The 25548-nt window shown below is 67.6% G+C and carries 21 protein-coding genes and 2 pseudogenes; 14 read left to right on the top strand and 9 right to left on the bottom strand.

Translation table 11 applies throughout. The annotated features are described in order from the left end of the window. Positions 1-26 precede the first annotated feature (26 nt). The 3 genes from R4823_RS21600 to R4823_RS21590 are packed head-to-tail and all read right to left on the bottom strand — an operon-like array spanning position 27 to position 2639. Entirely contained in the window at positions 27-1640 is a 1614-nt protein-coding gene (locus R4823_RS21600) for a rhodanese-like domain-containing protein (protein WP_338616077.1), read from the bottom strand. A gap of 30 nt (positions 1641-1670) precedes the next feature. Next, the gene (locus R4823_RS21595) at positions 1671-2222 is read right to left on the bottom strand and encodes a hypothetical protein (protein ID WP_087837830.1); all 552 of its coding nucleotides are present in this window, start codon (positions 2220-2222) and stop codon (positions 1671-1673) included. A gap of 9 nt (positions 2223-2231) precedes the next feature. Then, a complete protein-coding gene (locus R4823_RS21590) occupies positions 2232-2639 on the bottom strand; it encodes a VOC family protein (RefSeq protein WP_087837829.1) in 408 nt (135 codons plus the stop codon). A gap of 466 nt (positions 2640-3105) precedes the next feature. On the opposite strand from R4823_RS21590, the gene R4823_RS21585 reads away from it, so the two are divergent. The 7 genes from R4823_RS21585 to R4823_RS21555 all read left to right on the top strand — a co-directional run bounded on the left by R4823_RS21585 (position 3106) and on the right by R4823_RS21555 (position 10696). Further along, complete coding sequence (locus R4823_RS21585; protein WP_087837828.1) at positions 3106-3552, top strand: MaoC/PaaZ C-terminal domain-containing protein; 447 nt, start codon at positions 3106-3108, stop codon at positions 3550-3552. Positions 3553-3582: 30 nt separating this feature from the next. Then, the gene (locus R4823_RS21580) at positions 3583-4722 is read left to right on the top strand and encodes an acyl-CoA dehydrogenase family protein (protein WP_087837827.1); all 1140 of its coding nucleotides are present in this window, start codon (positions 3583-3585) and stop codon (positions 4720-4722) included. A gap of 67 nt (positions 4723-4789) precedes the next feature. Beyond that, the gene (locus tag R4823_RS21575; protein WP_087837826.1) at positions 4790-5770 is read left to right on the top strand and encodes a tripartite tricarboxylate transporter substrate binding protein; all 981 of its coding nucleotides are present in this window, start codon (positions 4790-4792) and stop codon (positions 5768-5770) included. Positions 5771-5923: 153 nt separating this feature from the next. Next, positions 5924-6835 (top strand): bestrophin family ion channel, encoded by a 912-nt coding sequence (locus tag R4823_RS21570; RefSeq protein WP_087837825.1) that lies wholly within the window; start codon positions 5924-5926, stop codon positions 6833-6835. Positions 6836-6865: 30 nt separating this feature from the next. Next, positions 6866-7525, top strand: a complete 660-nt coding sequence (locus R4823_RS21565) for a heme-binding beta-barrel domain-containing protein (RefSeq protein WP_087837824.1) — start codon at positions 6866-6868, stop codon at positions 7523-7525. 176 nt (positions 7526-7701) lie between these two features. Further along, a complete protein-coding gene (locus R4823_RS21560; protein ID WP_087837823.1) occupies positions 7702-10008 on the top strand; it encodes a PKD domain-containing protein in 2307 nt (768 codons plus the stop codon). A gap of 1 nt (position 10009) precedes the next feature. Beyond that, complete coding sequence (locus R4823_RS21555; RefSeq protein ID WP_087837822.1) at positions 10010-10696, top strand: cohesin domain-containing protein; 687 nt, start codon at positions 10010-10012, stop codon at positions 10694-10696. 35 nt (positions 10697-10731) lie between these two features. Here R4823_RS21555 and R4823_RS21550 read toward each other — a convergent pair whose 3' ends face one another. Further along, positions 10732-11037, bottom strand: a complete 306-nt coding sequence (locus R4823_RS21550; protein ID WP_087837821.1) for a hypothetical protein — start codon at positions 11035-11037, stop codon at positions 10732-10734. Positions 11038-11221: 184 nt separating this feature from the next. Here R4823_RS21550 and R4823_RS21545 point away from each other — a divergent pair, with 184 nt between their 5' ends. Then, complete coding sequence (locus R4823_RS21545) at positions 11222-11941, top strand: hypothetical protein (RefSeq protein WP_087837820.1); 720 nt, start codon at positions 11222-11224, stop codon at positions 11939-11941. A 131-nt stretch (positions 11942-12072) separates the two neighbouring features. On the opposite strand, the gene R4823_RS21540 is transcribed toward R4823_RS21545, so the two are convergent. Both R4823_RS21540 and R4823_RS21535 read right to left on the bottom strand, forming a co-directional pair. Beyond that, positions 12073-12969, bottom strand: a complete 897-nt coding sequence (locus tag R4823_RS21540; RefSeq protein WP_087837819.1) for a hypothetical protein — start codon at positions 12967-12969, stop codon at positions 12073-12075. A gap of 100 nt (positions 12970-13069) precedes the next feature. Continuing rightward, positions 13070-13990, bottom strand: a complete 921-nt coding sequence (locus R4823_RS21535; RefSeq protein ID WP_087837818.1) for a LysR family transcriptional regulator — start codon at positions 13988-13990, stop codon at positions 13070-13072. A 130-nt stretch (positions 13991-14120) separates the two neighbouring features. On the opposite strand from R4823_RS21535, the gene R4823_RS21530 reads away from it, so the two are divergent. The 4 genes from R4823_RS21530 (at position 14121) to R4823_RS21515 (ending at position 19111) form a co-directional block, all read left to right on the top strand. Further along, on the top strand, positions 14121-14822 hold the full coding sequence (locus R4823_RS21530) for a pirin family protein (protein WP_087837817.1): 702 nt from the start codon (positions 14121-14123) through the stop codon (positions 14820-14822). 36 nt (positions 14823-14858) lie between these two features. Then, complete coding sequence (locus R4823_RS21525; protein ID WP_087837816.1) at positions 14859-15539, top strand: hydrolase; 681 nt, start codon at positions 14859-14861, stop codon at positions 15537-15539. Between the two features lie 68 nt (positions 15540-15607). Further along, positions 15608-17494: an amidohydrolase gene (locus R4823_RS21520; RefSeq protein ID WP_087837815.1), complete on the top strand. Its 1887-nt coding sequence runs from the start codon at positions 15608-15610 to the stop codon at positions 17492-17494. Positions 17495-17506: 12 nt separating this feature from the next. Next, positions 17507-19111 (top strand): MFS transporter, encoded by a 1605-nt coding sequence (locus R4823_RS21515; RefSeq protein WP_087837814.1) that lies wholly within the window; start codon positions 17507-17509, stop codon positions 19109-19111. An 80-nt stretch (positions 19112-19191) separates the two neighbouring features. Here the strand turns inward: R4823_RS21515 and R4823_RS21510 are convergent. Then, positions 19192-20937: pseudogene (locus R4823_RS21510) on the bottom strand (penicillin acylase family protein); the annotation flags it as partial. On the opposite strand from R4823_RS21510, the pseudogene R4823_RS21505 reads away from it, so the two are divergent. Further along, positions 20933-21394: pseudogene (locus tag R4823_RS21505) on the top strand (MFS transporter); the annotation flags it as partial. The pseudogenes R4823_RS21510 and R4823_RS21505 sit on opposite strands and share 5 nt — an antisense overlap. Before the next feature lie 24 nt (positions 21395-21418). On the opposite strand, the gene R4823_RS21500 reads toward R4823_RS21505, so the two are convergent. Next, positions 21419-23710 carry an NADP-dependent malic enzyme gene (locus R4823_RS21500; protein WP_087837812.1) on the bottom strand — a complete coding sequence of 764 codons (2292 nt, stop codon included), beginning with the start codon at positions 23708-23710 and terminating at the stop codon, positions 21419-21421. Positions 23711-23842: 132 nt separating this feature from the next. Between R4823_RS21500 and R4823_RS21495 the strand changes: the two genes are divergently transcribed. Continuing rightward, positions 23843-24841 (top strand): LysR substrate-binding domain-containing protein, encoded by a 999-nt coding sequence (locus tag R4823_RS21495; protein ID WP_279817546.1) that lies wholly within the window; start codon positions 23843-23845, stop codon positions 24839-24841. A 9-nt stretch (positions 24842-24850) separates the two neighbouring features. Here the strand turns inward: R4823_RS21495 and R4823_RS21490 are convergent, their stop codons facing one another. Next, complete coding sequence (locus R4823_RS21490; protein WP_087837810.1) at positions 24851-25525, bottom strand: ankyrin repeat domain-containing protein; 675 nt, start codon at positions 25523-25525, stop codon at positions 24851-24853. Between the last annotated feature and the right edge of the window lie 23 nt (positions 25526-25548).

Genomic DNA, 25548 nt, shown 5'->3' with positions numbered 1-25548 from the left:
TTATCGTTTGCGAACGGCGCGCGGCCTCAGGTGGGCCGCTGCGGCGCATAGGCCTGGAAGTTCAGGCTGCCGTCCAGGCGGGCCTGTTCCAGCAGGTCGACTTCCCACGACAGGTATTCGTCCATGGCTTGGCGGGTCTGGGTCGACCTTTCGAAGGGGCGCAGCCAGACGTCTTCGGGTTCCACCGACCAGCGTTGTCCGTCGCCGCTCAACGGCAGGCCCGCCGCGGACCAGGCCGCGATCCCGCCCGCCAGGTAGTGGACAGGCTTTCCGGTCAGGGCCTGTGCCTCGGCCAGGGCGAAACCCGAGACGCGGCCGTCTTCGCAGGTCAGCAGGTAGCCCGCGCTGCCGGCATGGGCATCCAGGGCCGCATCCAGGTAGCTGCGCGAGGCGAACACGGCGCCCGGCACGTGGCGCCGCTTGTAGTGGCGGCTCCAGGACAGGTCCAGCACCGTCACGTCCATGGCCTGCATGTAGGCCTGGGCCTCGGCGGCGTCCAATCCCGGGCTGGCCGGCGTCGGCAGCGGAGCCGGCCGCGTCGCGAGCAGGGCGGCCATGTCGCGGACCCGGTGCGGCGGTGCCACGTAGACGTCGCGCCATCCCATGCACCGCAGCCAGGCTCCCGTCATCAGCGCCCGCGTGTGCTCCGGATCGAGCAGGACAATGCGCGATTGCAGGGTGCCGACATAGAGATCGGTTGCCTGTACCAGTTGACCGCCGGGGGCGGACAGCGTGCCGGGCAGCGGATCCCGCGCGGCTTCATCGGGCGTGCGTACGTCCAGCGCATAGAGCGTGCGCGCCTCGCGCTCGTCCAGCCATTGGTGGAGCATGGGCAGGTCGGCCTCGCGTACGCCGGCGGCGTCGGCAAAGCGCTGCGCGGCCATGCGCGAGGCCTGCGCGGCTTGAGGCGAGGGCGCGGCCAGGCGGCGTTCCGCGCCGGTTTCCACCGCCAGCCCCGCCAGGCGCCATCCCATGGTGCCGTTGCGCAAGGCAACGACGCGTTGCGGCAGGCCGGCGTTGATGATGGATTGCGCCCCCAGGATGCTGCGGGTGCGGCCGGCGCAGTTGACTACCACCAGCGTGTCGTCGTTCACGATGGCTGCGGGAACGCGGAATGCCAGTTCCGCGCCCGGCGCGCTGGTGGATGTGGGGATGGTCTCGGCGGTGTAGTCGTCATAGGGACGCGAGTCGAATACCTTCACGTTGGCACGGGCGTCGAGCAGGCGCTGCAGTTCCTTCGCGTCTATCGAGGGCGTGCGATAGGCATGCTCGACGAATTCGCCGAAGGCCTTGCTGGGTACGTTGACGCCGCTGAAGACCGGCAGGCTGGCCCGGGCCCAGCCCTCGATCCCGCCTTCCAGGGCGGAGACGTCCGTATAGCCGAGGCTGGCCAGCCGCCCGCGCGCCCGTTGGTTCAGCGCCGCGTCGGCGCACAGCACGATGGGCGTCGATCGGCGGGGTATGCGCTGCGGCATCAGCACCTCCAGCCGGGACAGCGCGATGCAGCGCGCTTGCAGCAGGTGTCCGCGGGAGAAGGGAAGTTCTTCGCGAACGTCGACCAGGGCGAGTTCCCCGTCGCGCCGCAGGCGCGCCCGCAATTCGGCGGGGGTCACGATCCGTTCCTGTCCTGGCATGTTCATGTCGGTTGTTCCATGGTGCGGGGCGCCACGTCAGCTCGCCCGCTGCGGAGTCATGCGGGTGACCGTTCCCGTCTCGAGATCGAACATGTCGCGATGGAAGGCGTCCAGGTCGCGTCCGGTGACGCGCGCGAACACGGCCTGGTCGGGGTAGTCGATCGCGTGGATGGCGCCTTGCGGGAACAGCCGGGCCTGCCCGGGTTCCAGCCGGAAGGACTCGGTCGGCGTCAGGTCGGCGCGGCCGGGCTGCCGGCCGTCGTCGACGCGCCGGTAGTTGGTGATATCCACCCACCGGGTGACCTGGCCATAGATCGCCCAGGATTCGCCATGGTCGTGGGGCGGGGACTTACGCGCCGCCTTGTTCAGGTGGACCAGGACCTCGAAACCGAGTTCGGGGTCGGTATGGACGCGGTACAGCTTGCGTTCGAGCTCCGGCGCGCAGTACTTGTCGACGAAGGCCGGCGATTGCAGCAGCCGTTCGAAATCGGCGCAGACGCGCTCCTGGCCGGCGCGGCCGGGATCCTGGCGCAGGGTCGCGCGGGTGTTCTCGCAGAACTGTTCGAGCGTGTAGGGATGATTCGGCATGGGTTCTCCTTACACGATCTGCGGCAGGCACCAGACGCGCTCGGCGTGCTCGCGCGTGACAATGTCGAACACGATGCCGTTCGGGTCGCGGTACTTGCGCTCGGTGGCCGGGCCCTTGCCCACGCCGTTGATCTGGCCGTGGTACTGGGCGCCGGCGCCCAGTACCCGGTCCGCGGCGTTTTCCATCTCGTCGATCAGGAAGCCCATGTGATGAAGGCCCTCGCGTTCTTCCGCGTTGGGATTCTTGGTCGAGCTGATGATGGCCAGGCTGACCACGCCGTCGGACATCATGACGGCGACGTTGGACTGGCGCACGCGGAACATGCCGAATGCCTGTTCGTAGAAGCGTGCGGTTTCTTCGATGTCCTTCACCGAAAGGGAGATGTGGCGGAGCTTGCCAAGCAGGGGTTGAGTCATGGTGGGGTGGTCCTTGTCATGTGTACCGAGTGCGCCCGCCGGCCCGGCATCGCGTAAATTCCAAATATTGGACCGACCGTTCTAAAATATTAATTGTCTGCTTAGACCAGGGTCAAGCGCGAAAAACTCATGAAGAAGTGCCCGGGCGCGTCCGGGGCGGCGATACAAGGGGGCGTCCAACGGCGCGGGTTCACGGACAGGGACATCGTCATGCCCATGACCTAGGGAAAGTCCTAGCGTGTCGCTCGCGAAGCGGGATTCGACGCGGCGGAAGCGAGATGCTCCGGAGAATTTCCCAGAAATATCAATGGTTTGGTATCGATGACACGCCTCATGTCTGGCCGGAATTGGCTTGCTCCGGACGCTTTTTCACCTGCCGATCAAATAATTAAAATGAAATTAGACTTTTAAAAACGAAATAAGAATCTAGAATTCGGCCATCCGCTCGAATGGAGGCCCGGATTCGATGATTACCCAGCCTTTCGACGAACTGTCCCTGGGCCAGCGCCGCCGCTCCGGTGGCCGCACCATGACCGAGACGGACGTCGTCAATTTCTGCGGCCTGACCGGCAACTGGCTGGCCATCCATGCGGACGCGGAGTTTTCCAAGCGATCTCTTTACGGCCAGCGCGTCGTACAGGGCGGCCTGGTGTTCGTGGTCGTGAATGCGTTGCTCGGTTTCGATTCGAGCGTCGTCGAAGCCTTCTACGGCGTGGACAAGCTGCGTTTCCTCAAGCCTACGTTCATCGGCGACACCCTGCATGCCGAGAGCGAAATCATCAACCTGCGCGACAAAGGCGAGAGGCACGGCATCGCGACGACGAAGCTCGTCGCGGTCAACCAGCGCGACGAAACCGTGCTGAGTTGCGAGTTCAGCCTGCTCGTGCGGCGCCAGCGCCTGCCGGCCCAATGATCATTGCCATCTTTCCATCGAGAGAACGACATGGATTTCCTGAACGAAGAGCAGGTCTTGTGGCGCGACACCGTCGCGCGCGTGATGGAGCAGGAGATCGGCCGCGAGTATGTGCGCAAGTGCGACATCGACCGCGCCTATCCCTACGAAGCCTATGAAAAGGTGGCCAAGCTGGGCTGGCTGCGCCTGCTGATACCCGAGGAGCAGGGCGGCGACGGCGGCACGATCTTCGACTACGCATTGATGTGCGAGGGACTGGCGCGCTATGGCTTCGACTTCGCGACGGCTTTCATGGTCGCGACGTTCACCGGCATGAACATCGTCAAGTTCGGCACCCCGGAGCAGAAAGAGCGCTATCTTCCCGCGTTCATGCGGGGAGACCTGCGTTTCTCGATCTCGATCTCCGAGCCCCAGGCCGGCTCCGACGCGGCGTCGACGCGCACGCGGGCCGAGCCGCGCGACCAGGGCTGGGTGATCCGGGGCCAGAAGCTGTGGTGTTCCGGCGCGGCGGCAAGGAACGTGGTGATCGCGATGCTGGTGCGCACAGACAAGGAAGCGAAGAAGCACAAGGGCCTGTCGGTGCTGCTGGTGCCCAACGACACGAAGGGGCTGGATATCCGGCGCCTGCCGACGATGGCGCGCCGCGCCACCGGTACCACCGAGATATTCGTGGACGACGCATGGGTGCCCGATGCCAACATGTTGGGCGAGCCGGGGGACGGCTGGCGCATCATCACCGATCATCTGGAGCTCGAGCGGATAGCCGTGTCGGCCGCCTACGTCGGCAACGCGCAGCAGGCCGTCAGCGATGCCCTGCGTTATGCGCACGAGCGCATCCAGTTCGACCAGCCGATATACGACTTCCAGGTGATCCGCCACATGCTGGCCGACATGCAGACCGCGGTCGACGCGTCGCGCCTGATGGTGTATCGCGCCGCCGACATGGCCTCGCGGGGCTTGCCTTGCTCGCGGGAAGTCAGCATGGCCAAGCTGATGGCGTCCGAGACCCTGCAGACGGTGACGCGCCAGGGCATGCAGATCCTGGGCGGACACAGCATGCTGCCCGAGTCCGACATGGAGCGCTATTTCCGCGAGGGCATGCAATCGACCATAGGCGGGGGAACTTCCCAGATCCAGCGCAGCATCATCGCCAAGGCGATGCGCATGTGACTGCCGGGATGCGGTCCGGGCGGTCACCCGCCGGACGTGCACGGACGGACACCAAAGGAGACACGACATGAGAACGATCCAGAAATTGCAGGCGCTCGTGCTGGCGGGGCCGCTGGCCCTGGCCGCCTCGCCGCAGGCGCAGGCCCAGGCCGGGAACTTCCCCAGCAAGCCCATCACCATCGTCGTGCCGTTCGGCGCCGGCACGACGACGGACCTGGCTGCCCGCTTCCTCGGCAAGCACATCACCGAGATCACCAAGCAGCCGGTGATCGTCGACAACAAGCCCGGCGCCAGCGGATTCATCGCCTTGCAACACGTCCTGCGCCAGCCCGCGGACGGATACACCATCGTCGTCGGGACGAATACGACGCATGCCGCGAACCTCGCGCTCTTCAAGAAGCTTCCGTACGACCCCGTGGCGGATTTCGTGCCCATCACCGCGATGATCGTGGGTGGCGTGGTACTGACGGTCGCGCCCGGCGCGCCTTACCAGAACGTGCAGGAGCTGATCGCCGCGGCCCGGAAGAATCCCGGCAAGCTGACGTTCGGCTCCGGCAATTCCTCGTCCAGGGCCGGCGGCGAAGTGCTCAAGGAGCTTGCCGGCATCGACATCCTGCATGTGCCGTACAAGACGCTGCCGTTGGCCGTCACGGACGTGATGGGGGGGCAGATCGACATCGTGTTCGGCGACGCGCCGGCGGTGATGCCGCACGTGCGCGCGGGCAAGCTCAAGGCCCTGGGCGTGTCCACGCCCACGCGCATGCCCGGCTATGAGGACATTCCGACGATAGCCGAGCAGGGCGTTCCCGGCTACGAGGCCAGCGGCTGGCTGGCGGTGTTCGCGCCCAAGGGTACCCCGGACGACGTCGCCGACAAGCTCAACGCGCTCATCGTTCCCATCATGCGATCGCAGGAGGCCGCCCGGTACTTCGGCGACAACGCATGGAAGCCGATTGCGGGAACCCGCCAGGAGCTGGCGGAGTTCCAGAAAGTCGAAATCGCCCGATGGACGAAGCTCGTCAAGGCGGCGGGCATCGAGCAGCAGTGACGGGGAGGGGAACCGGTCGCCAGCCGCGGGGGTAGCAAGAGCGGCAGATCGACACGGCAACGGGCGCCTGGGGACGGCCCATGTACGGGCGGGTCTTCCGACCTACGTATAATCCGCCCATTCTGTTCTGTTGATCTTCGACGGCGAGCACGCATGATCATCCGGCCCCGCCCGCACTGGCTGCGCATGCTGTTCATCGTGCGCGGCTCGGTGCTGCCCGGCATCCTGCCGCAACTGGCAGCGGCGACGCTGTTCGCCGTCCTGGTCACCGTGCTGCACGGCCAGGTCTTCGAATGGAAGGTGCAGCTCAATTTCGTGCCGTTCTCGCTGATCGGGTTGACGCTGGCCATTTTTCTCGGCTTTCGCAACAGCACCAGCTACGCGCGTTATTGGGAGGCCCGCAGCCTGTGGGGCACGCTGCTGAACGAGACGCGCTCGCTGGTCCGGCAGGCCCTGACCCTGGCCGACGCGCCGGACAAGGCGCGCGAGTTCGCCATGTGCCTGGCGGCCTTTGTGCACGCCTTGCGTCATCAATTGCGGAACAGCGATGCCGGCGGCGATTTGCGGCGCCTGCTGGGCGACGAGGGCGCGGCCTTCATCGGCCAGGCTCGCTACAAGCCCGCCATGCTGTTGCTACAGGCCGGACGCTGGGTGGGTGAACGGCGCCGCGACGGCTCCCTGGACCCCGTGCTCGTGCCACCGATGGAAGCGTCGCTGCGCAAGCTGAGCGAGGCGCTGGGCGGCTGCGAGCGGATCGCGTCGACGCCCATCCCTTTCACCTACGCGGTGCTGATCCATCGCACCATCTATCTGTATTGCCTGCTGCTGCCGTTCGGCCTGATCGATGCCATCGGCGCCATGACGCCGGTGATCGTGGCCTTCATCGCCTATACGTTCTTCGCGTTGGAAGCCCTGGCGGCCGAGATCGAAGAGCCTTTCGGCCTGGAGCCGAACGACCTCGCCCTGGACGCGATGTCCGGCATGATCGAATCGACCCTGCGCGAGATGCTGGGCGAGAAGCTGCCGCCCGAAGCCGACCGGTCGGACACCATCGTGCTGAGCTGATATCTTTCATCCCCACCCCCTGGACCCACCATGGAAAACTATCCCAAGGACATCTATACCGAGCCGGAACCGGATGTTCACACGCTGGCCAACCTCGGGCCGCTGACCGGCATGGCCGGCATCTGGACGGGCGCGCGCGGGCTGGACATCAACCCCAAGGCGGACGGCCCCGAGAAGCAGGCGTTCATCGAGCACATGGAGCTCCAGCCCATCGATGCGCAGACCAACGGTCCGCAATTGTTCTACGGGTTGCGCTATCACACCCGCATCGTCAAGCCGGATGACGTCGAAACTTTCCACGACCAGGTGGGCTATTGGCTGTGGGAGCCCGCGACGGGGGCGGTGATGCAGACGCTGTCGATCCCGCGAGGGCAGACGGCGATGGCGGTGGGCCAGGCCTCACCCGACGCGCGGCGCTTCACGCTCCATGCCGTGCGGGGTTCGCTGACGAACGGGATCGTGTCGAATCCGTTCCTGGAATACGCATTCAAGACCGAGAGCTACACCATCACGGTCACGATCAACGACGACGGCACCTGGTCCTACGAGCAGGACACGATACTGGTCATCCCCGGCCAGGCGGAGCCGTTCCACCATACCGACCGGAACACGCTGCGCAAGATCGGCGAGCCCACGCCGAATCCCACGGCGCAGGCGGCTGCCAAGCGAGGGCTGGCCGGGGGCGCGTGAGAGAAAGTCTCCTCGATCCTACTTCATTCATGCGTGTTAGCGCTTGCTACCTCTTGTAGCATCTAAATTCAAAGAGTTACGAGAAAGCGGGTACTTTTACGTGCGATGGCAGGGGTATTGCCAGAACACCGAAAACAAACCGCAACACATACCGGGGGGATCCTATGAAGGGATCGATGAGCACCGGCGTTCGCCGTCTATGGTGGACGCTGGCGGGTAGTATCGTGCTGACGCTGGCCGCCTGCGGCGGCGACGGCGCCAAGCCGGGCGGCGAGGAGCCGCCTCCGGCATCAAGCAGCAAGGCCGTGATCGAAGTTCAAGCCGATCGCAGCAATGTGTCGGTGGGCAAGCCGGTAGGCTTCAGTGTCGCCGCCGTGACGGACGGCACGAAGATCGACCAATACCGCTGGACGTTCAGCGATGGACAGCGAGCCACGGGGCAGCGCGTCTCGGCGTCCTTCGGCAAGGCGGGCCCGGTAACGGCCACCGTGCAGGCCATCTCGGGCGGTCAGTCCGTGGCCGAGGCCAGCGCCGCAGTCGTGGTGATGGATGCCGGTAACTCGCCGTATGCCGAATTCGGCATTCCCTCGAAGATCGGCAACATCGCCGGCAATGCGAAGCCCGGCCTGGTCGACGCCATGCGCCTGGGCCAGTACGTCGGGGGCCTGAACACGCTGGACGAGATCCAGGTCGCGCGTGCCGACATCAATCTGGACGGCAAGGTCGACGACGCCGATGTCGCGCTGGCCATGCAGGCGGCCGCCGCCGGCCAGGAACTGCCGTCGGCCCTGCTGAATCCCCAGGCCTATCCGGGAGCCGTGGTGGCGATGGTGTCGCCGGCGCTGTTGGATCCGGAAGCCCAGGTGGCCATCAAGGTGGACGGCGTCGCCTCGCCCCAGGTATTCCGCATGCTGCCGGGCTACGCGTCGTTCCTCGTTCCGGCCGGCCTGGCACGCAACGCGCAGGCGCAGGTCGTCGTGTCGGTCAACGGCGCGGCCAGCGAGACCCTGGCGCTGGACTTGCTGGCGCCGCTCCAGCCGGCGGTGCCTGCGGCCCAGGACGTTCGCGCTTTCTTCGATCGGATCGATCGCCTGATGCAGGCGCAGCACGATGCCATCGTGGCCGAGCCGAGCGGCCTGAGCGCGCAGGACGCCGAGCAACTGCGCAAGGTCGCGGCCGCCGGCCGCAGCGCCTTCGGCAACGCCAGGCTGGAGCTCGAGCGCGTGCTGGCCGGGCCCAATGGCGACACGCTGGCCAAGGTGTTCCAGAAAGCGCTGCTGGCCAACGGCATGCGCGAGTTCCAGGCCCAGAGCCAGGAGGTGCTGGGCAAGGTGTCCGCGAACGCCGCGGCCGGCCCCATGGCGGCCGCCATCTCGCCGGACCAGATCTGCGACTTCGTGCTGCCCGAGCTTTGCCGGCTGAAGAAGACCGCCGACATGCTGGGCGAGGCCTCGTCGATCGCCAGCGCGGCTTGCAGCGCGGTCACCGCCACCATCTTCATCGCGGGCGCGGTGATCCCCGCCGACGGTCCCGCCATCGAGATCGGCGCCGTGGCGGCGTTCGTGAAGTTCTGCGTGCCGATCAGCGCGACGCTGTCGGTGGCGTCCACCTTGGGCGAGATCGTCAAGCCCATCGATCCCAAGCTGTACCTGACCGTGAGTCCGCTCAGCCTGAAGCCGGGCGAGTCGGCGCTGGTCAAGCCGGAAGTGGCTTTCATCGGACTGCAGCATCTGTGCGGCATGGGTGCCAGCCAGGGGGCGGGGTACCTGGTCAAGCAGATCATCGGCAAGCGCGTGGTCGCGGGCATCCTGCGCAGCAATACGGCGGCTCGCACGCTGGCGGATTTCTTCGCGAAATATGCGGAGGATCTCTACGTGAAGCTGCTGGATGGCCTGGCCGATGCCGCCGGCAATGCGCTGGACGCCGCCGGCGTAATGGGCGCAATCGAGAGTTTCGTGACCAACCGCTGCGCGGTGGTGCCGGCGGGCCGGGCCACGATGCCGGCGAATCGCGTCCTGATGCCGTTGAGCGCGGACAAGGGCAGCTACAGCTTCAACTCGGACGGGACGGCGAACTACAACTGCCCGAGCGCGTCGCCCACTTCGGTCAGCACGGCCACGCTGGAGGCGTCGTGGCCGATGTGCGACGGATTGGGCAAGGCGACCGAGATCGTCGGGTGCAGCACGTCGGACGTCCTGATCACCATGGGAGACAACGGTTCAGCGCTGGACGACATCTTCGAGGTCATCGTCGCCGGCCAGACGGTACTGACCAGCAGTGCGCCGGTGCGCAGCGTTTCCGCTTCGGTGCCGATCCCGGGGGGGCAGACCGAAGTGCTGATGCGCGGCCTGGCCGCGCCGGACGGAGTCGGCACCTATTTCATCACCTTCAGCAGTAATGCGAGGGTGGTGGGCGGGGATTCCCTGTCCGGCAGCGACCTGACCCCGGGCGTGACCAAGCGATTCATCATCGAGGTGCAATGACATGCGTATTCGTTCGTTCATCCTCCGGTCCCTGTTGGCCGGTCTGCCGCTGGCGGCAGCCATGAGTGGCACCGCGCATGCCCAGTTCGTCGGCGATGCCTTCTTCGTCGATCCTTCGGTGACGGCCGTGACCGGCGCCGAAGGCGCCATACAAGTGGCCGTGTTCTCCGGCACCCACGCGGTAGGGGCGGCCCATGCCACGGTTACCTACGATCCGGCGGCGCTGGAGATCCTGGCCATCGATCCCGTCGCGGCCGGCCGCGTCACGCCGGCGGTTCAATGGCGCAAGGACGGCAACGTCCTGCACATCGTGATGGTCAACGGCACGTCGCTCACGCAGCCCATCGGAACCGTGCCGCTGGGCAACATCCGCTTCAAGGTGCTGGGCCCGGCGCGGGCCACGACCACGCTCACGGCCAAGGCGACCGAGATCCTGATGCCGGATGCGACGGCCATTCCACCGGGCCTCAAGAGCTACGACGGCGAAGTGACCTTCGTCGAAGCGGTGGCCTCGCCGATGCCCCGGTTGGCTGGGCTGGCCCAGAAGTCATCGAGTCCCGATCTGGTGGAGCGGGCGCGGCGGATGCGGCCGGCCGGCGGTACGGTGACGCTGCAGGTCCCGAATGGGTCGGGGCAGGCCCAGCCTGTGGAGGTCCGGATACCGGCCGCCACGGTGCCGCGAGAGTAGGACAGAAGGAAGGTCCGAGCCGGCATCCCGCCGGCTCATCCAGCCGCCAGGCTGTCCAGCAACTGGACGGCCAGGTACGCCAGCAGTGTCAGCACGAGGACGGCCTGGAACACAGCCACGAACCAGAACAGCAGGGGCGTTTCCCGGCGCCGGATGGTGCGCGGCGGAATGACGAGTTCCCCCTCGCGCAGCCCTTGCAGGTACAGAGGAAGAAACGCCAGCGGCAGGCATAGCAGGAGGGCCTGCATGAGACTGTCGGGCAGCGCGATCCAGCCTTGCTGCCTGGCCCAGGCGGCAAGCACGATGAGGACGAGCACCCCGCCGAAGATGGCCTGGCGCATGGAACGGCTCCTGGGAAGACCGGAGGATGAGGGAGTCTACCAGTCCCTGGCGGTTGCGCGCTTCGGTTCCCGGCACGGTGATGGTACGCTTGCCCGCGGCCGGAGTCCGACCGTGCGGGGGAGCATGGAAGATCGATGCACGGACTTGCCGGCCATATGCCAACAAGAACTGCGGAGACTTCCCGTGAACGTTTTTCCTCGCATCATCCCGCTAGTCTGTGGCCTGGCCATGGCCGGAGCCAGCCTGGCGGCGGATCCCGACCCATTGGGCATGCTCGAAAGCGCCAATACGCAGACCGCGCAGGTCCAGGCGGCGTTGGACTTCTGCAAGCGGGATGCGGGCCCGGTCGTCCGGGCACTGGACGGATTGATAGGGGCGGCCGGCCTGTCCTCGTCGCAGCGTGACAAACTGCGGCGCGCTTACGAACAGGCGATGCGCGACGAATCGGCCCGCATCGCCGGCATCGCGAACCAGAAAGGTTTTTCCCAGGGGGCCTGCCCGGCGGCGACGCTCGATACGCTGGACAAGCAGGCGCCGGTCATCGTCAAGTCGCTGGACGACATGCGCCGTGGCTGGCGGCCCGCCCCGGTCCAGGCCCCGGCGCAGAGCGCGCCTCCTCCCGCGCAGGCCGCCGACATCGCCCCCGGCAAGTACACCTGCTACACCTTCGATGCCGGTCAGCTGAACTACGCGTATACCGACGTCGTGGTGCAGAAGAGCGGCCAGTACGCGGTGGGTGCCAAGGGCGGCAGTTATCAGTTGAAGGACGGACGCGTCAGCTTCACCGGGCCGCTGTCCAACGCGAGCGGACGCTATGCGGTGAAGCAGACCGGCGTGCCGCAACTGGACCTGGTGTTCAACGGCGACAACCGGGCGTCGATGACCTGTCCGCGCGGGCGCTGAGCGCCGATCCGTGGCCGGTCAGCGTCTCCCCTCGGGCTGGCCGGCCGAGCTTGCCGCAGCCGGAGCCGCCGCGGCCGGTACATCGTTGCGCGCGAGCTCGGACGCCCCGGTTCGTGCCGGGGCGCCGGCAATCAGAACGGCTGCGCCGTGGCCGACGCTTCGATTTCCGCGCCCTGGCCGCTCGAGCAGAACGACGGGTTGTACTGATAGACCCAGTTCGTCTTCGGAATGGCGGTGGGCGCCGTCCAGGAACTCATCTGGGTCATGGTGTTGAAGATGAGCTCGGAGCGCTGGGTGACCTTGTTGGTGAAGTCGCCGCCGCTGGCCTCGACCGTGAACGAGGCTTCGGCCACGACGGGCGTGGTGTCGCTCTCGTTGAGGTACCAGAGCGAGACGGTGAAATCGGCCCCTTGCTGGCCGAGGTCGCTGTCCGGGCCGTCGTAGGTCTTTTCCCAGATCGACAGGCCACCCACGACGACGAGCGGGTCGTCCCGCACGATGTCCAGGCCGGTCGCGACGGGGTAGAGGTCGGTGACGTCCTTCATCTTGTTCAGGTTCTTGCCGCTCGAGAAGTTCTGCTTGGTCGAGCGGGAATAGGCCGTGGCCGAGGCGGTCTTGTCCATCTCGAACTTGGAGTCGGCGCCGGATTCGCTGCCGGTGATGGTGACGCCCGCGGCCGCGGACTGGGAGGTCGAGCGGAACTTCAGCGTGGATTCGCGCTTGTCGCTGACGCGTTCGCGGAAGGAATAGGACTGCGCACGCAGCTGGCAGCTGCCCGGCGAGTCGTAGAAGCGCACGGTGCGCTCCTTGTCCTTGGCGAAGCTGCCGTCGATGCTGCGGTCGAAGCCGGCGGAGGCCAGCGCGGCCTTCAGGTCGGCCAGGTACGCGTTGGATGCGTTCTTGGGGTGGTCCGCGAACAATGCGGGCTTGAGCAACACCTTGTATTCCCGCGATGTCGGGACGTCGGCCTGCGCCGCTCCGACCACCGCCCACGCCGCGCCCAGCGCCGCGATCTTCAGCCATGCCATGGTTTTCTCCTTTGTATGGACCTCGCGCCCGCGGGAATGATCGTCGGCGCGTGTGTCAGGCATGTGTCGGCCGCCTGGGCCGATGACGCGGCGGGCCGGGTCAGTCGATGGCCCGTGCCCACGGTTCGCCGACGAAGTGCGCCGTCAGGTACTCCATCAGCGCCTGCACGCGTGCCGGCCTGCCGCGTCCGGGCGGCGTGACCAGGTGCAGCGCGATGGGGTCCACCTGCCAGTCGTCCATGGCCGTTTCCAGCGCGCCCGACTGCAGGTCCTGCCAGGCCAGGAATTCCGGCTGCAGGGCCAGGCCGGCGCCCGCGCGCAAGGCGGGCGCCAGCGCCTCGGCATTGTTCACCCGCAGCGGCGTGGGCATGGCCTGGGTGAATTCGCCATGACGGGCATGGCGGAAGCGCCAGCTCGATCCGCCGCGCGCGTAGGCGTACTGCAGGGCGCGGTGCCCGGCGAGTTCGCGCGGGTGCCGGGGCCGGCCGTGCTGCTCGAAGTAGGCGGGGGAGCCGACCAGCAGGATGCGCACGGTGCACAGCCGGCGCACCAGCAGGCTGGAGTCGGCCAGCGTGGAGATGCGCAGCGCCAGGTCGAAGCGCTTCTCGATCAGGTCGACCTGTTCGTCGCTGAAGTGCACGTCCAGGGTGACCTCGGGATAGCGCGCCATGAACGCCGGCAGCACCGGCGCCACGTGCGAGATGCCGAAGGACATGGGGGCCGTCATCCGTATCGGTCCGCGCGGGCTGCTGGACTGCTCGGTCACTTCGGATTCGACGGCCTCGCCTTCTTCCAGAATGCGCGAGGCGCGTTCCAGGGCGGCCAGTCCGCTTTCCGTCAGCGAGATGCGACGCGAGGTGCGATGGAACAGCACGGTCTTCATCCGCCCTTCCAGGCGCGAGACGGCCTTGGAGACGGTGGCCTGCGACAGCGACAGTTCGGCCGCGGCCCGGGCGAACGAACCGGTTTCGGCCACCTTGGCGAAGATGGCCCAGGCTTCCAGGTCGGGGAGTCGGCTCATGGATGCGTTTCCGGCGTGTGGATATGTTGACCTAAAAAATGGAAAGTATGGTTTTCAATTAATTCTATTTCAATCATGTCGGCAAGTTTCTATAGTTCTCTTCATCGAAGCAACGAAAGCGGAGAACATCATGATCGAACGTCGTCCCTACGAGAGCCTGGGTGGTGCCAACCACGGATGGCTCGATGCCAAGCACCACTTCTCGTTCGCCGGCTATGCCGACCCGGCCCGCATGAACTGGGGCGCGCTGCGCGTCTGGAACGATGACACCATCGCCCCGGGCACCGGCTTCCCGCCGCATCCGCATGCCGACATGGAAATCATCACCTATGTCCGGGAAGGCGCCATCACCCACCAGGACAGCCTGGGCAGCCGCGGCCGTACCGAGGCGGGCGACGTCCAGGTCATGAGCGCGGGCTCGGGCATCCGGCACTCGGAATACAACCTGGAGCCCGGCGTGACCCGCATCTTCCAGATCTGGATCTTTCCGGACAGCCGTGGCGGCCAGCCGTCTTGGGGTGCCAAGCCGTTTCCCAAGGGCGACCGTTCGGGTCAGTTCGTCGCCCTGGCCAGCGGTATGCAGGGGGACGAGGATGCCCTGCCCATTCGTGCCGATGCGCGGGTTTCCGGCGCCACGCTGAAGGCGGGCGAGACCGCGGAGTACCGCTTGGGAGCCGGCCGCTACGGCTACCTGGTGCCGGCCACGGGCCGCGTGGACGTCAACGGCGTGGAGTTGCGGGCGCGGGACGGCGCCGCGATCCGGGACGAGGACGTGATACGCCTGACCGCCATCGAAGATACCGAACTCGTCCTCGTGGACGTGGCCGGCTGACACATTTCCTGATCGTTTCCCCAACGGAGAACCGCCATGTCTCATTATCTAGACGTCCTGACCCCGCAGAACAGCCAGATCATCTTCATCGACCAGCAGCCGCAGATGGCCTTCGGCGTGCAGTCGATCGACCGCCAGGTCCTGAAGAACAACGTCGTGGCGCTGGCCAAGGCGGCCAGGGTTTTCGATATCCCCACCACCATCACCACGGTGGAAACCGACAGCTTCTCGGGCAACACCTATCCCGAGCTGCTGGCGGTGTTTCCGCAGAACAAGATTCTCGAACGCACCTCGATGAACTCCTGGGACGATCAGAACGTGCGCGACGCGCTGGCCGCCAGCGGGCGCAAGAAGATCGTCGTGTCGGGGCTCTGGACGGAGGTCTGCAACACCACCTTCGCGCTGTGCGCGATGAAGGAGGGCGGCTATGAGATCTACATGGTGGCCGATGCCTCGGGCGGTACGTCGCTGGATGCGCACAAGTACGCGATGGACCGCATGGTGCAGGCGGGTGCGGTGCCGGTGACCTGGCAGCAGGTCATGCTGGAATGGCAGCGCGACTGGGCCCGCAAGGAGACCTATGACGCCGTGACCGGCATCGTGAAGGAACATTCGGGCGCCTACGGCATGGGCATCGACTATGCCATCACCCACGTGCACAATGGCGCGGAGCGCGTCCAGCACGGCGAGCGGATCGGTCCCAACCCGGCCAGGTAAACCTCCGCGCGTGTGCCGGCTCCCGGCCGCGCACGGCGGTCACCCAGGTCCACCACCGAGGAGCAATCATGAGCGCCACCACCGCCGATGTCATCCTGCGGCATGGCCGCATCACCACGCTGGACCGGGCCAATCCGTCGGCTACCGCCGTCGCGGTCAAGGACGGGCGCTTCCTGGCCGTGGGCGACGATCGGGAAGTCATGGCCCTGGCCGGGCCGGCGACCCGCATCATCGACCTGGGCGGCCGGAGCGTGCTGCCCGGGTTGATCGACAACCATACCCACGTGATACGCGGCGGACTGAACTTCAACATGGAACTGCGCTGGGACGGCGTGCGTTCGCTGGCCGACGCGATGGACATGCTGCGTCGGCAGGTCGCGATCACGCCGCCCCCGCAGTGGGTGCGCGTGGTGGGCGGCTTCACCGAGCACCAGTTCGCCGAGAAGCGCCTGCCGACCATCGCCGAGATCAACGCGGCGGCGCCCGACACACCGGTGTTCCTGCTGCACCTGTATGACCGCGCGCTGCTGAACGCCGCGGCGCTGCGCGCGGTGGGCTATACCAAGGATACGCCCGAGCCCCCGGGGGGAGAAATCACCCGCGACGCCCAGGGCAATCCGACGGGGCTGCTGCTGGCCAAGCCGAACGCGCAGATCCTGTATGCCACGCTGGCCAAGGGCCCGACGCTGCCGTTCGACTACCAGGTGAATTCCACGCGGCATTTCATGCGCGAGCTGAACCGCCTGGGGGTGACGGGCGTGATCGACGCCGGCGGTGGTTTCCAGAACTACCCCGACGACTACGCGGTGGTCCGGAAGCTGGCCGACGACGGCGAGTTGACGGTGCGCCTGGCCTACAACCTGTTCACGCAGAAGCCGAAGCACGAAAAGGAGGATTTCCTGAACTGGACCTCCAGCGTGCAGTACAAGCAGGGCGACGACTATTTCCGCCACAACGGCGCGGGCGAGATGCTGGTGTTCTCGGCCGCCGACTTCGAGGATTTCCGCCAGCATCGTCCCGAGATGCCGCCGCAGATGGAAGGCGACCTGGAGGAGGTGGTGCGCATCCTGGCGCAGAATCGCTGGCCCTGGCGCCTGCATGCGACCTACGACGAGACCATCTCGCGCGCGCTGGACGTGTTCGAGAAGGTCGACCGCGAGATCCCGCTGAAGGGATTGAACTGGTTCTTCGATCACGCCGAGACCATCTCGGACCGGTCCATCGACCGCATCGCCGCGCTGGGCGGCGGGATCGCCGTGCAGCATCGCATGGCCTACCAGGGCGAGTATTTCGTCGAACGCTACGGCGCCGCGGCGGCCGAGGCCACGCCGCCCATCGCCCGCATGCTGGAAAAGGGGGTGAAGGTGTCGGCGGGCACCGACGCCACGCGCGTGGCGTCCTACAACCCCTGGGTGTCGCTGGCCTGGATGATCACCGGCAAGACGGTGGGTGGGCTGTCGCTGTATCCCCGGCGCAATTGCCTGGATCGCGAGACGGCGCTGCGCATGTGGACCGAGAAGGTGGCCTGGTTCTCGAACGAGGAAGGGCGGCGGGGCCGCATCGCCCCAGGGCAGTTGGCAGACCTGATCGTGCTCGACAAGGATTTCTTCGCCTGCGCCGAGGACGAGATTTCCTTCCTGACCTCGGAGCTGACCATGGTGGGCGGCCGTGTCGTGTACGGCGCGGGCGGATTCGCCGGCCTGGACGACAATCCCCTGCCGCCGCCGATGCCGGACTGGTCTCCCACTCGCCTGTTCGGCGGCTATGCCGCCTGGGCCGAGCCCGAGGGCGCCGGCCGCCATTCGCTGGGCTACCGCCGGGTGGCCGCGTGCGGCTGCGCGCAAGCCTGCGGCCTGCATGGGCACGAGCATGCCAGGGCCTGGGCATCGAAGCTGCCCGTGTCCGATGCCCGGGGCTTCTTCGGAGCGCTGGGCTGTTCCTGCTGGGCGGTCTGAGGAGGACGCGACGTGAGCGAAGCGGTCAAGAGCACTTCCCGGGGCGGCTTCGGGCCCCTGAAGCAGAAGCTGTTCGCCGTGTTGTGGGGCGCGACGATCATCGGCAACACCGGCAGCTTCATTCGTGACGTGGCCAGTGCCTGGCTGATGACGGACCTGTCGACCTCGCCCACGGCGGTCGCCATGGTGCAGGCCGCCGCCACGCTGCCCATCTTCCTTCTGGCGATCCCGGCCGGCGTGCTGTCCGACATCCTGGACCGGCGCAAATTCCTGATCGCGATCCAGGTTCTGCTGGCCTGCGTCAGTGTCGGCCTGATGCTGCTGACGGCCTGGGGCATGCAGACGATCGGCTCGCTGGTCGCGCTGACCTTCCTCGGCGGCATCGGCGCGGCGCTGATGGGGCCCACGTGGCAGGCCATCGTGCCCGAGCTGGTGGACAAGAAGGACATCAAGAACGGCGTGGCGCTGAACTCGCTCGGCATCAACATCGCGCGCGCCATCGGTCCCGCGCTGGGCGGCCTGATCCTGGCGAGCCTGGGCGGCGCGGTGACCTATGGCGTGGACGTCATCAGCTATGCCTTCGTGATCGCCGCGCTGCTGTGGTGGCGCCGGCCACCCACGCCGCGCGACGAACTGTCGGAGCAGTTCCTGGGCGCGTTCCGGGCGGGATTGCGCTATGCGCGGGCCAGCCGCGAACTGCACGTCGTGCTGGTGCGCGCGTTCTGCTTCTTCGCATTGGCCAGTTCGGTATGGGCCTTGCTGCCGCTGGTGGCGCGCGGGCTGCTGGGCGGCGGGGCGGGGTTCTACGGCATCCTGCTGGGGGCCGTGGGCCTGGGCGCGATAGGCGGCGCCGTGGTCATGCCCATGCTGCGCGACAGGCTGGACGCCGATGGCCTGCTGCTGGCCGCGGCGCTGGTGACGGCGGCCGTCATGGCGGGCCTGTCCTTCGCGCCGCCGCAGTGGCTGGCGGTGGTCGGACTGCTGGTGCTGGGGGCGGCGTGGATCACCGCGCTGACCACGTTGAACGGCACGGCGCAGGCCATCCTGCCGAACTGGGTGCGCGGCCGTTCGCTGGCCGTCTACCTGACCGTGTTCAACGGCGCGATGACCGCGGGCAGCCTGGCCTGGGGCGCCGTGGCGGAATGGGTGGGCGTGCCCGCCGCCCTGCTGGCGGGCGCCGCGGGACTGGTGATCGTGGGCGTGGTGTCGCATCTGCTCAAGCTGCCCAAGGGCGAGGCCGACCTCGTGCCCTCGAACCATTGGCCCGAGCCCTTGACGGCCGCACCGGTGGAGAACGACAGGGGGCCGGTGCTGATCCTGGTCGAATACCGGATCGATCCCGCGGACCGGGCGGCTTTCCTGCGCGCGCTGGAGCGGCTGTCGGCCGAACGGCGGCGCGATGGCGCCTATGCCTGGGGCGTGACCGAGGATGCGGCCCGGCCGGGGCTCATGCTGGAATGGTTCCAGGTGGAGTCATGGGCCGAGCATCTGCGCCAGCACAAGCGGGTTTCGAAGGCCGATGCCGATGTCCAGGAGGAAGCCCTGCGCTTTCACCGGGGACCGGAGCGGCCCTCGGTGCGCCACCTGCTGGCGGTTCACAGCCGCACGGCCTCCTGATGGGATGTGCCGAGGAGTCCGGTTCCTGGCGACGAGGAAAGCCCCGCGGGCGCGGCCGTGGCGGCCGCGCCCCGTGCCGCTCAACGCGCCGGCTGCAGCGTGACGCTCTCCGCCTTCAGGCTCTCGACCTTTTGCCGGCTGAATGCCATGGGGAAGAGCTCCCCCTTGACCCACAGCGGCAGCAGGTTCTTGTAGTAGGGGCTGGAGGGATCCGACGACTGGCCCGGCACGTTCATGGCCAGCGAGTTGTCCCAGTTGCCCACGTCTATGGCTTGCCGGTAGGACGCGCCGTGGATCTTGCGGAAGTCGGCGCCATAGGCGCCCAGGTAGACGGTCTCGATGTTGCCGCTCATCGGATACCGCTCGGTCGCCAGCGCGGCGCGCTGGTCGGCCGGCAGCAGCGCCGCCAGCTGGTGGTCGAACTTGATGTGGAACAGGTCGCCCCACTTCCACCCGGCGGGATCGTTGCCCAGGATCTCCTTCAGATTGGCCAGTCCTTCCTTGAGCGCATCGAGCAGCAGCGTGTCGCGGCCCTTTACCGGTTCGGCGCCGAAGGCCGCGTCCGGTGCCCGTAGCTTGTTCATCACCAGCCGCTTGTCCAGGTCGCCGAACGTGGCCCGGCTGGCGGCCGGCACGTACAGGTCCGAGACCTTGGCGACGATGACGTACTGCCAGAACTCATAGATGGTGGCGGCCACCGAATCGGCCGACATGCGATGGTTCCAGGCCTTGAGCCGCTGCAGCGCGTCGGCCACCTCGGCCTCGGGCGAGGACAACGATGCGGCCAGGCCCATCAGGTCGCGCGCGGGGATGGACAGGTCGTCGTATTGCAGCTTGACGGTGTCCTGCACGGTCAGGCCGCGCGCGCCGCCCAGGACTTCGCCGATACGCTGGACCCGGTTGGGATCGGACCATTCGCGTGCCGACATGTCCTTGCGCGCATAGTCGTCCGGCACGTTGTACTCGTTGGCCGTGGCGTAGAACCCCTTGGCCGGGTTCAGCACGCGCGGCAGCGAGGCGCCCGGCAGGATGCCGTCCCATTCGTAGCTGCCGTCGCCCGGGACGGGCAGGAGTCCCGACCATCCGGCCTTGGGCCGGATGGGGGCGAGCGCGCCGCCGAACCAGCCGATGTTGCCGTCCACGTCGGCATACACCATGTTCTCGCCGGGGGTGTAGTGGCGGGCCATGCCGGCGGTGAACTCGTCCCAGTTGCGCGCCTGGTTCAGGCGCAGGCTGGCCAGGTAGGCGGCGGTGCCGGGAAACTCCAGGTAGGCCGCGCGCATGGCGTAGGCCTTGCCGCGGGCGGCGTCCTCGTGCAGCACGGGGCCGTGGCGAGTGAACTTGATCGTCGCCTTCACGTCGGCCTGGCCCCGCACCTTGATCGTCTCCTCGACCAGGCGCATTTTTTCCCACTTGCCTTGATAGCGGTATTCGTCGCGGTTGGCGGGGTTGGTCTCGTAGACGTACAGGTCTTCCTCGTCGCCGAAGGAAAAGATGGTCAGGCCGAAGGCGATGCGTTCGTTATGGCCGATGGACACGCCGGGCAGCGCCGGCTCGCCCGCGCCGATGACGTTCCAGCCCGGCGAGTTCAGGTGCACCATGTAGCGCAGCGAGGGCATGGACAGGGCCCGGTGCGGATCGTTGGACAGGATGGGCTTGCCCGACGCGGTGCGCGCGCCCGAGATCGTCCAGTTGTTGCTTTCGTAGCGGGTGATGCGGCGCGCGTTGGCCCGGGCCATGCCTTCGGCCGCGCTGCTGGCGGCGGGCGCCTCCCCGGGACCCGACAAGGCCTTGGCCAGCGTGTCGCGGGCCTGTCCGCCCAACGGCCTGTCGGCCATGCTGCTGGGATTCGGCGTGGCCAATTTCGTCGGCACGTCGCTGTCGGGCCTGCTGCTGCAGCGCAGCCTGCGCATGACGCTGCTGCTGATGCCGCTGGCGATGGGCGGCATCGGCCTGGTTCTGGCCGCCACGGGGACGCTGCCCTGGATCGCGGCCGTGCTGGTCGCGCTGTGGGGCATGGCCTTCGGCGCGGTACCGGTGGCCTGGTCCACCTGGTTGACGCGGGTCGTGCCCGACGAGGCCGAGAGCGGCGGCGGGCTGATCGTGGCGGCCGTGCAACTGGCCATCACCGTAGGCGCGGCCGCAGGCGGCGTGGTGTTCGACGCGGGAGGCGCGCACGGCGTCTTTGCGGCCAGCGCGATGCTGCTGCTGGGGGCGGCGCTGGTGGTGTTCAGGGGGTTCTGGCGGCGGCCGGTACTGGCCGCCGCGCCCCTGGCCCGATAAGGCTCCAGGCCCGCGGCCGGTACGCTAGCCCAGGCCGGCGTTGGCGCCCAGCACCGCGAGGGCGGTCATGTTGATGATGCGGCGGACCGTCGCGCTGGACGTCAGGATGTGCACCGGCGCGTTCACGCCCAGCAGGAAGGGCCCCACGGCCACGTTGCCGCCGGCCGCGGTCTTGAGCAGGTTGTAGGCGATGTTGCCCGCGTCCACGTTGGGGCAGACCAGCAGGTTGGCCTCGCCTTTCAGCGTGGAGGACGGCAGGATGCGTAGCCGCAGGGCCTCGTCCAGCGCGCAGTCGCCGTGCATTTCGCCATCGACCTCCAGGTCGGGGGCCTGTTCGCGCAGCAGTTCCAGCGCGCGGCGCATCTTGCCGCCCGAGGCCGAGCTGCCCGAGCCGAAGTTCGAGCGCGACAGCAGCGCGGTCTTGGGGACCAGGTCCAGCCGGCGCATCGCCTCGGCCGCCGCCTGCGTGTATTCGGCGATCTGTTCGGCGCTGGGGTCGTCGTTGACGTGCGTGTCCACCAGCGCGATGGTCCGTTCGTTCAGCAGCAGGATGTTCATCGCGGCGTAGACACCGTGTCCGGGCCGCCGGCCGATGACCTCGTCCACGAAGCGCAGGTGGTCGTGGTAGGCGCCGACGGTACCGCATATCATGCCGTCGGCATCGCCCAGGTGGACCATCATGGCGCCTATGAGCGTCATGCGGCGACGCATCTCCACGCGGGCCATTTCCTTGGTGATGCCGCGGCGGCACATCTTTTCCCAATACGTCGTCCAGTACTGGTGGAAGCGTTCGTCGAACTCGGGGTTGGTCACCTCGACGTCCTGCCCCAGCCGCAGGCGCAGCCCGAATTTCTCGATCCGCGCGAGCAGCACCGCGGGCCGGCCGACGAGGATGGGCCTGGCCAGGCCCTCGTCCACGATTACTTGCACGGCCCGCAGCACGCGTTCGTCCTCGCCCTCGGTGAACACGATGCGTGCCTTGCCGCCGTCGCGCACGAAGCGCTTGGCGTTGGCGAACAGCGGCTTCATGAAGGCGCCGGAGCGGTAGACGAACTGCTGCAGCTGCTCGGCGTACGCGTCCATGTCGGCGATCGGCCGCGTGGCCACGCCGGAGTCCATGGCGGCGCGCGCCACGGCGGGCGCGATGCGAACGATCAGGCGCGGGTCGAAGGGCTTGGGGATCAGGTAGTCGGGGCCGAAGCGCAGGTCGTAGGTGCCGTACGCGGCAGCCACCACCTCGTTCTGTTCTTCCTCGGCCAGGGCGGCGATGGCGTGGACCGCGGCCTTCTCCATCTCGCGCGTGATCGTGGACGCGCCCACGTCCAGCGCGCCCCGGAAGATGTAGGGGAAGCACAGGACGTTGTTGACCTGGTTGGGGAAGTCCGAGCGTCCCGTGGCCATGACCACGTCGTCGCGCACGGCGTGGGCCGCATCGGGCAGGATTTCGGGCGTGGGGTTGGCCAGCGCCAGGATCAACGGCCGGGGGGCCATGGACGCCACCATGCCGGGCTTGAGCACGCCGCCAGCCGACAGTCCGAGGAACACGTCCGCGCCGGCGATGACCTCGGCCAGCGTGCGGGCGTCCGTCCGCTGCGCGAAGGCCGCCTTCTGTTCGTCCATCAGCACCGTGCGCCCTTCGTACACCACGCCTTCGATGTCGGTGACCCAGATGTTCTTGCGCGGCAGGCCCAGGTCCAGCATCAGTTCCAGGCAGGCCAGCGCCGCGGCGCCCGCTCCGGAGGTCACGACCTTGACCTGGGCGATGTCCTTGCCGACCACCTTCAGGCCGTTGATGAACGCGGCGCTGACCGTGATGGCGGTGCCGTGCTGGTCGTCGTGGAAGACCGGGATCGTCATGCGCTCGCGCAGCTTGCGCTCGACGGCGAAGCACTCGGGCGCCTTGATGTCCTCGAGGTTGATGCCGCCGAAGGTCGGACCCAGCGAGGCGATGATGTCCACGAGCTTGTCCGGGTCGGTCTCGTCGATCTCGATGTCGAACACGTCGATGCCGGCGAATTTCTTGAACAGCACGGCCTTGCCTTCCATGACCGGCTTGGAGGCCAGCGGGCCGATGTTGCCCAGGCCCAGCACGGCGGTGCCGTTGGAGATCACGCCCACCAGGTTGCCGCGCGCGGTGTAGCGGAAGGCGTTGGCCGGGTCGGCGACGATTTCCTCGCAGGCGGCGGCGACGCCCGGGGTATAGGCCAGGGCGAGATCGCGCTGCGTGACCAGCGGCTTGGTCGGGTAGACCGACACTTTTCCGGGAACGGGGAACTCGTGATAGTCGAGGGCGGCCTGGCGAATCGTGGTGCTCATCTTCCTGTCCTTCCGTGCCAGCGGGCACAGGGTTGCGTCAAGATCCAGGCATTCTAGGCGGCGGTTATCATTGAAATATTCTGATTGACGATGTATCCATAATGTTTAGCTGATATCTTGGCTGCCGCAGATATGCCGGATTCCGCATTTCCCTCCGATGACGTCGTCCGCCGGCTGGTTTCGCGGCTGAAGATGCGCCACCTGCAACTGATCGTGCAGGTCCACCGGCTCGGCTCCCTGACGCGGGTGGCCGAACTGATGGCGACCAGCCAGCCGGCGGTGACCAACGCCTTGTCGGAACTGGAGTCCATGTTCGGCGTGCCGCTGTTCGTCCGCACGGCGCGGGGCATGGCGCCCACCGACATCGGGCGGGTCGTGGCGGGGCGGGCGCGGGCCATCTTGCAGGACCTGGGGCATCTGGTGCGCGACATGGAAGCGTCCGGCGCGGGCCTGGCCGCCCGCCTGCACGTGGGGGTGACGCCCTTCGTCTCCGGGCGGCTGGTGGCCGAAGCCGTATCCGCCGTCCAGGCGGGGCCGAGGCGGCTGGCCGTGCGTATCCACGACGGCACGAGCGAAAGCCTGCTGCGGGAACTGCGCGATCATGCGCTGGACGTGGTCATCGCGCGGGCGAGCCCCACGCTGGACCTGCAAGGCCTGGTGTTCGAGCCGTTGTACCGCCAGCAGGCCCGACTGATCAGCAACCGGCGCCTGGCGGCGCAACTGGGCCGGGCGCCGCTATCATGGCCGCGGCTGGCCGAACTCGACTGGGTCCTGGGAGAGCCCCGCACCGCGCTGCGCGAGCAGGTCGCCGGCCTGTTCATCCAGGCGGGCGTGACGCCACCCGTGCCTGTCACCGAGGGCTATTCCGCCAAGCTCATCGGCGAGATCATCGCCGCTTCCGAGCGCGCGGTCTCGCTGCTGCCCGCCGACATCGCTGAGGAACTGGTGCACGTGGCGGGCGTGGCCATCGTTCCGTATTCCATCGCCTGGAGCCTGCCGCCCATCGCGGCCATCGTGCGCGAGGACAGCGGCGAGAACGACACGCATGGGCGCTTCCTGGCGGCGGTGCGCCAGGCCAGCGCCGGCATGCGCCGGGACGTGCCGGATCCGGGCCGGCAGACCGAGTTCTGACCGGCGCGGCTAGCGCGCGCCGGCCTGCAGCAGGATGCGTTCGATGGCGGTGAACCCGCGCTGGCGGGCATGCTGCAGCGGGGTGACGCCGTTGCCGTCGGCCAGGTTCACGTCGGCATGCGCATCCACCAGCAGGCGCACGATGTCCGTGTGGCGGGCGCCGCCCGTGCCCAGGATGATGGCTTCGAGCAGCGCGGTCCAGTGCAGGTTGTTGACGTGGTTCACGTCCACGCCCGCCTCGATCAGCGTGCGGACCGTCTCGACGTGGCCGCGCTCGGCGGCGGGGATCAGCGCCGTGCCGCCGTAGCGGTTGGTGCTTTTCAGGTCGGCACCGTGCGCCAGCGTCATTCGCAGGATCTCGTCGTGTCCCCGCGCGCCCGCATACAGATAGGGGCTGTCGTTGATCTTGTCCTTGGCGTTGACGTCGGCGCCCGCTTCGATCAGAGCGCGGGCAGCGTCCACGTTGTTGCGGTGGGTGGCGGCGAGCAGGGGTGTGGCGCCCGCGGCATCGCGCGCTTCGATGTCCGCTCCCTGGCTGATCAGGGCCCGGATCTCGGCGGCGGTTCCGCGTTCGGCGGCGGCGCGCAGCCGGGCATCCAGGCTGGCGCCGTTCGCCGGCGACGAGAGCCAGGCCAGCAGGGCCGCCGCGACCCCGAGATGGATGGATAGGCGCTTCCACAACATGCGCGGGTCTCCTTGGACTGTTG

Origin of the sequence: Pigmentiphaga sp. CHJ604 (genome assembly GCF_036972535.1) — a bacterium.
Classification (GTDB): Bacteria; Pseudomonadota; Gammaproteobacteria; order Burkholderiales; family Burkholderiaceae_B; genus Pigmentiphaga; species Pigmentiphaga daeguensis.
Note: the sequence above shows the minus strand (reverse complement) of the source record. Positions and strands in the feature narration are given on the sequence as shown.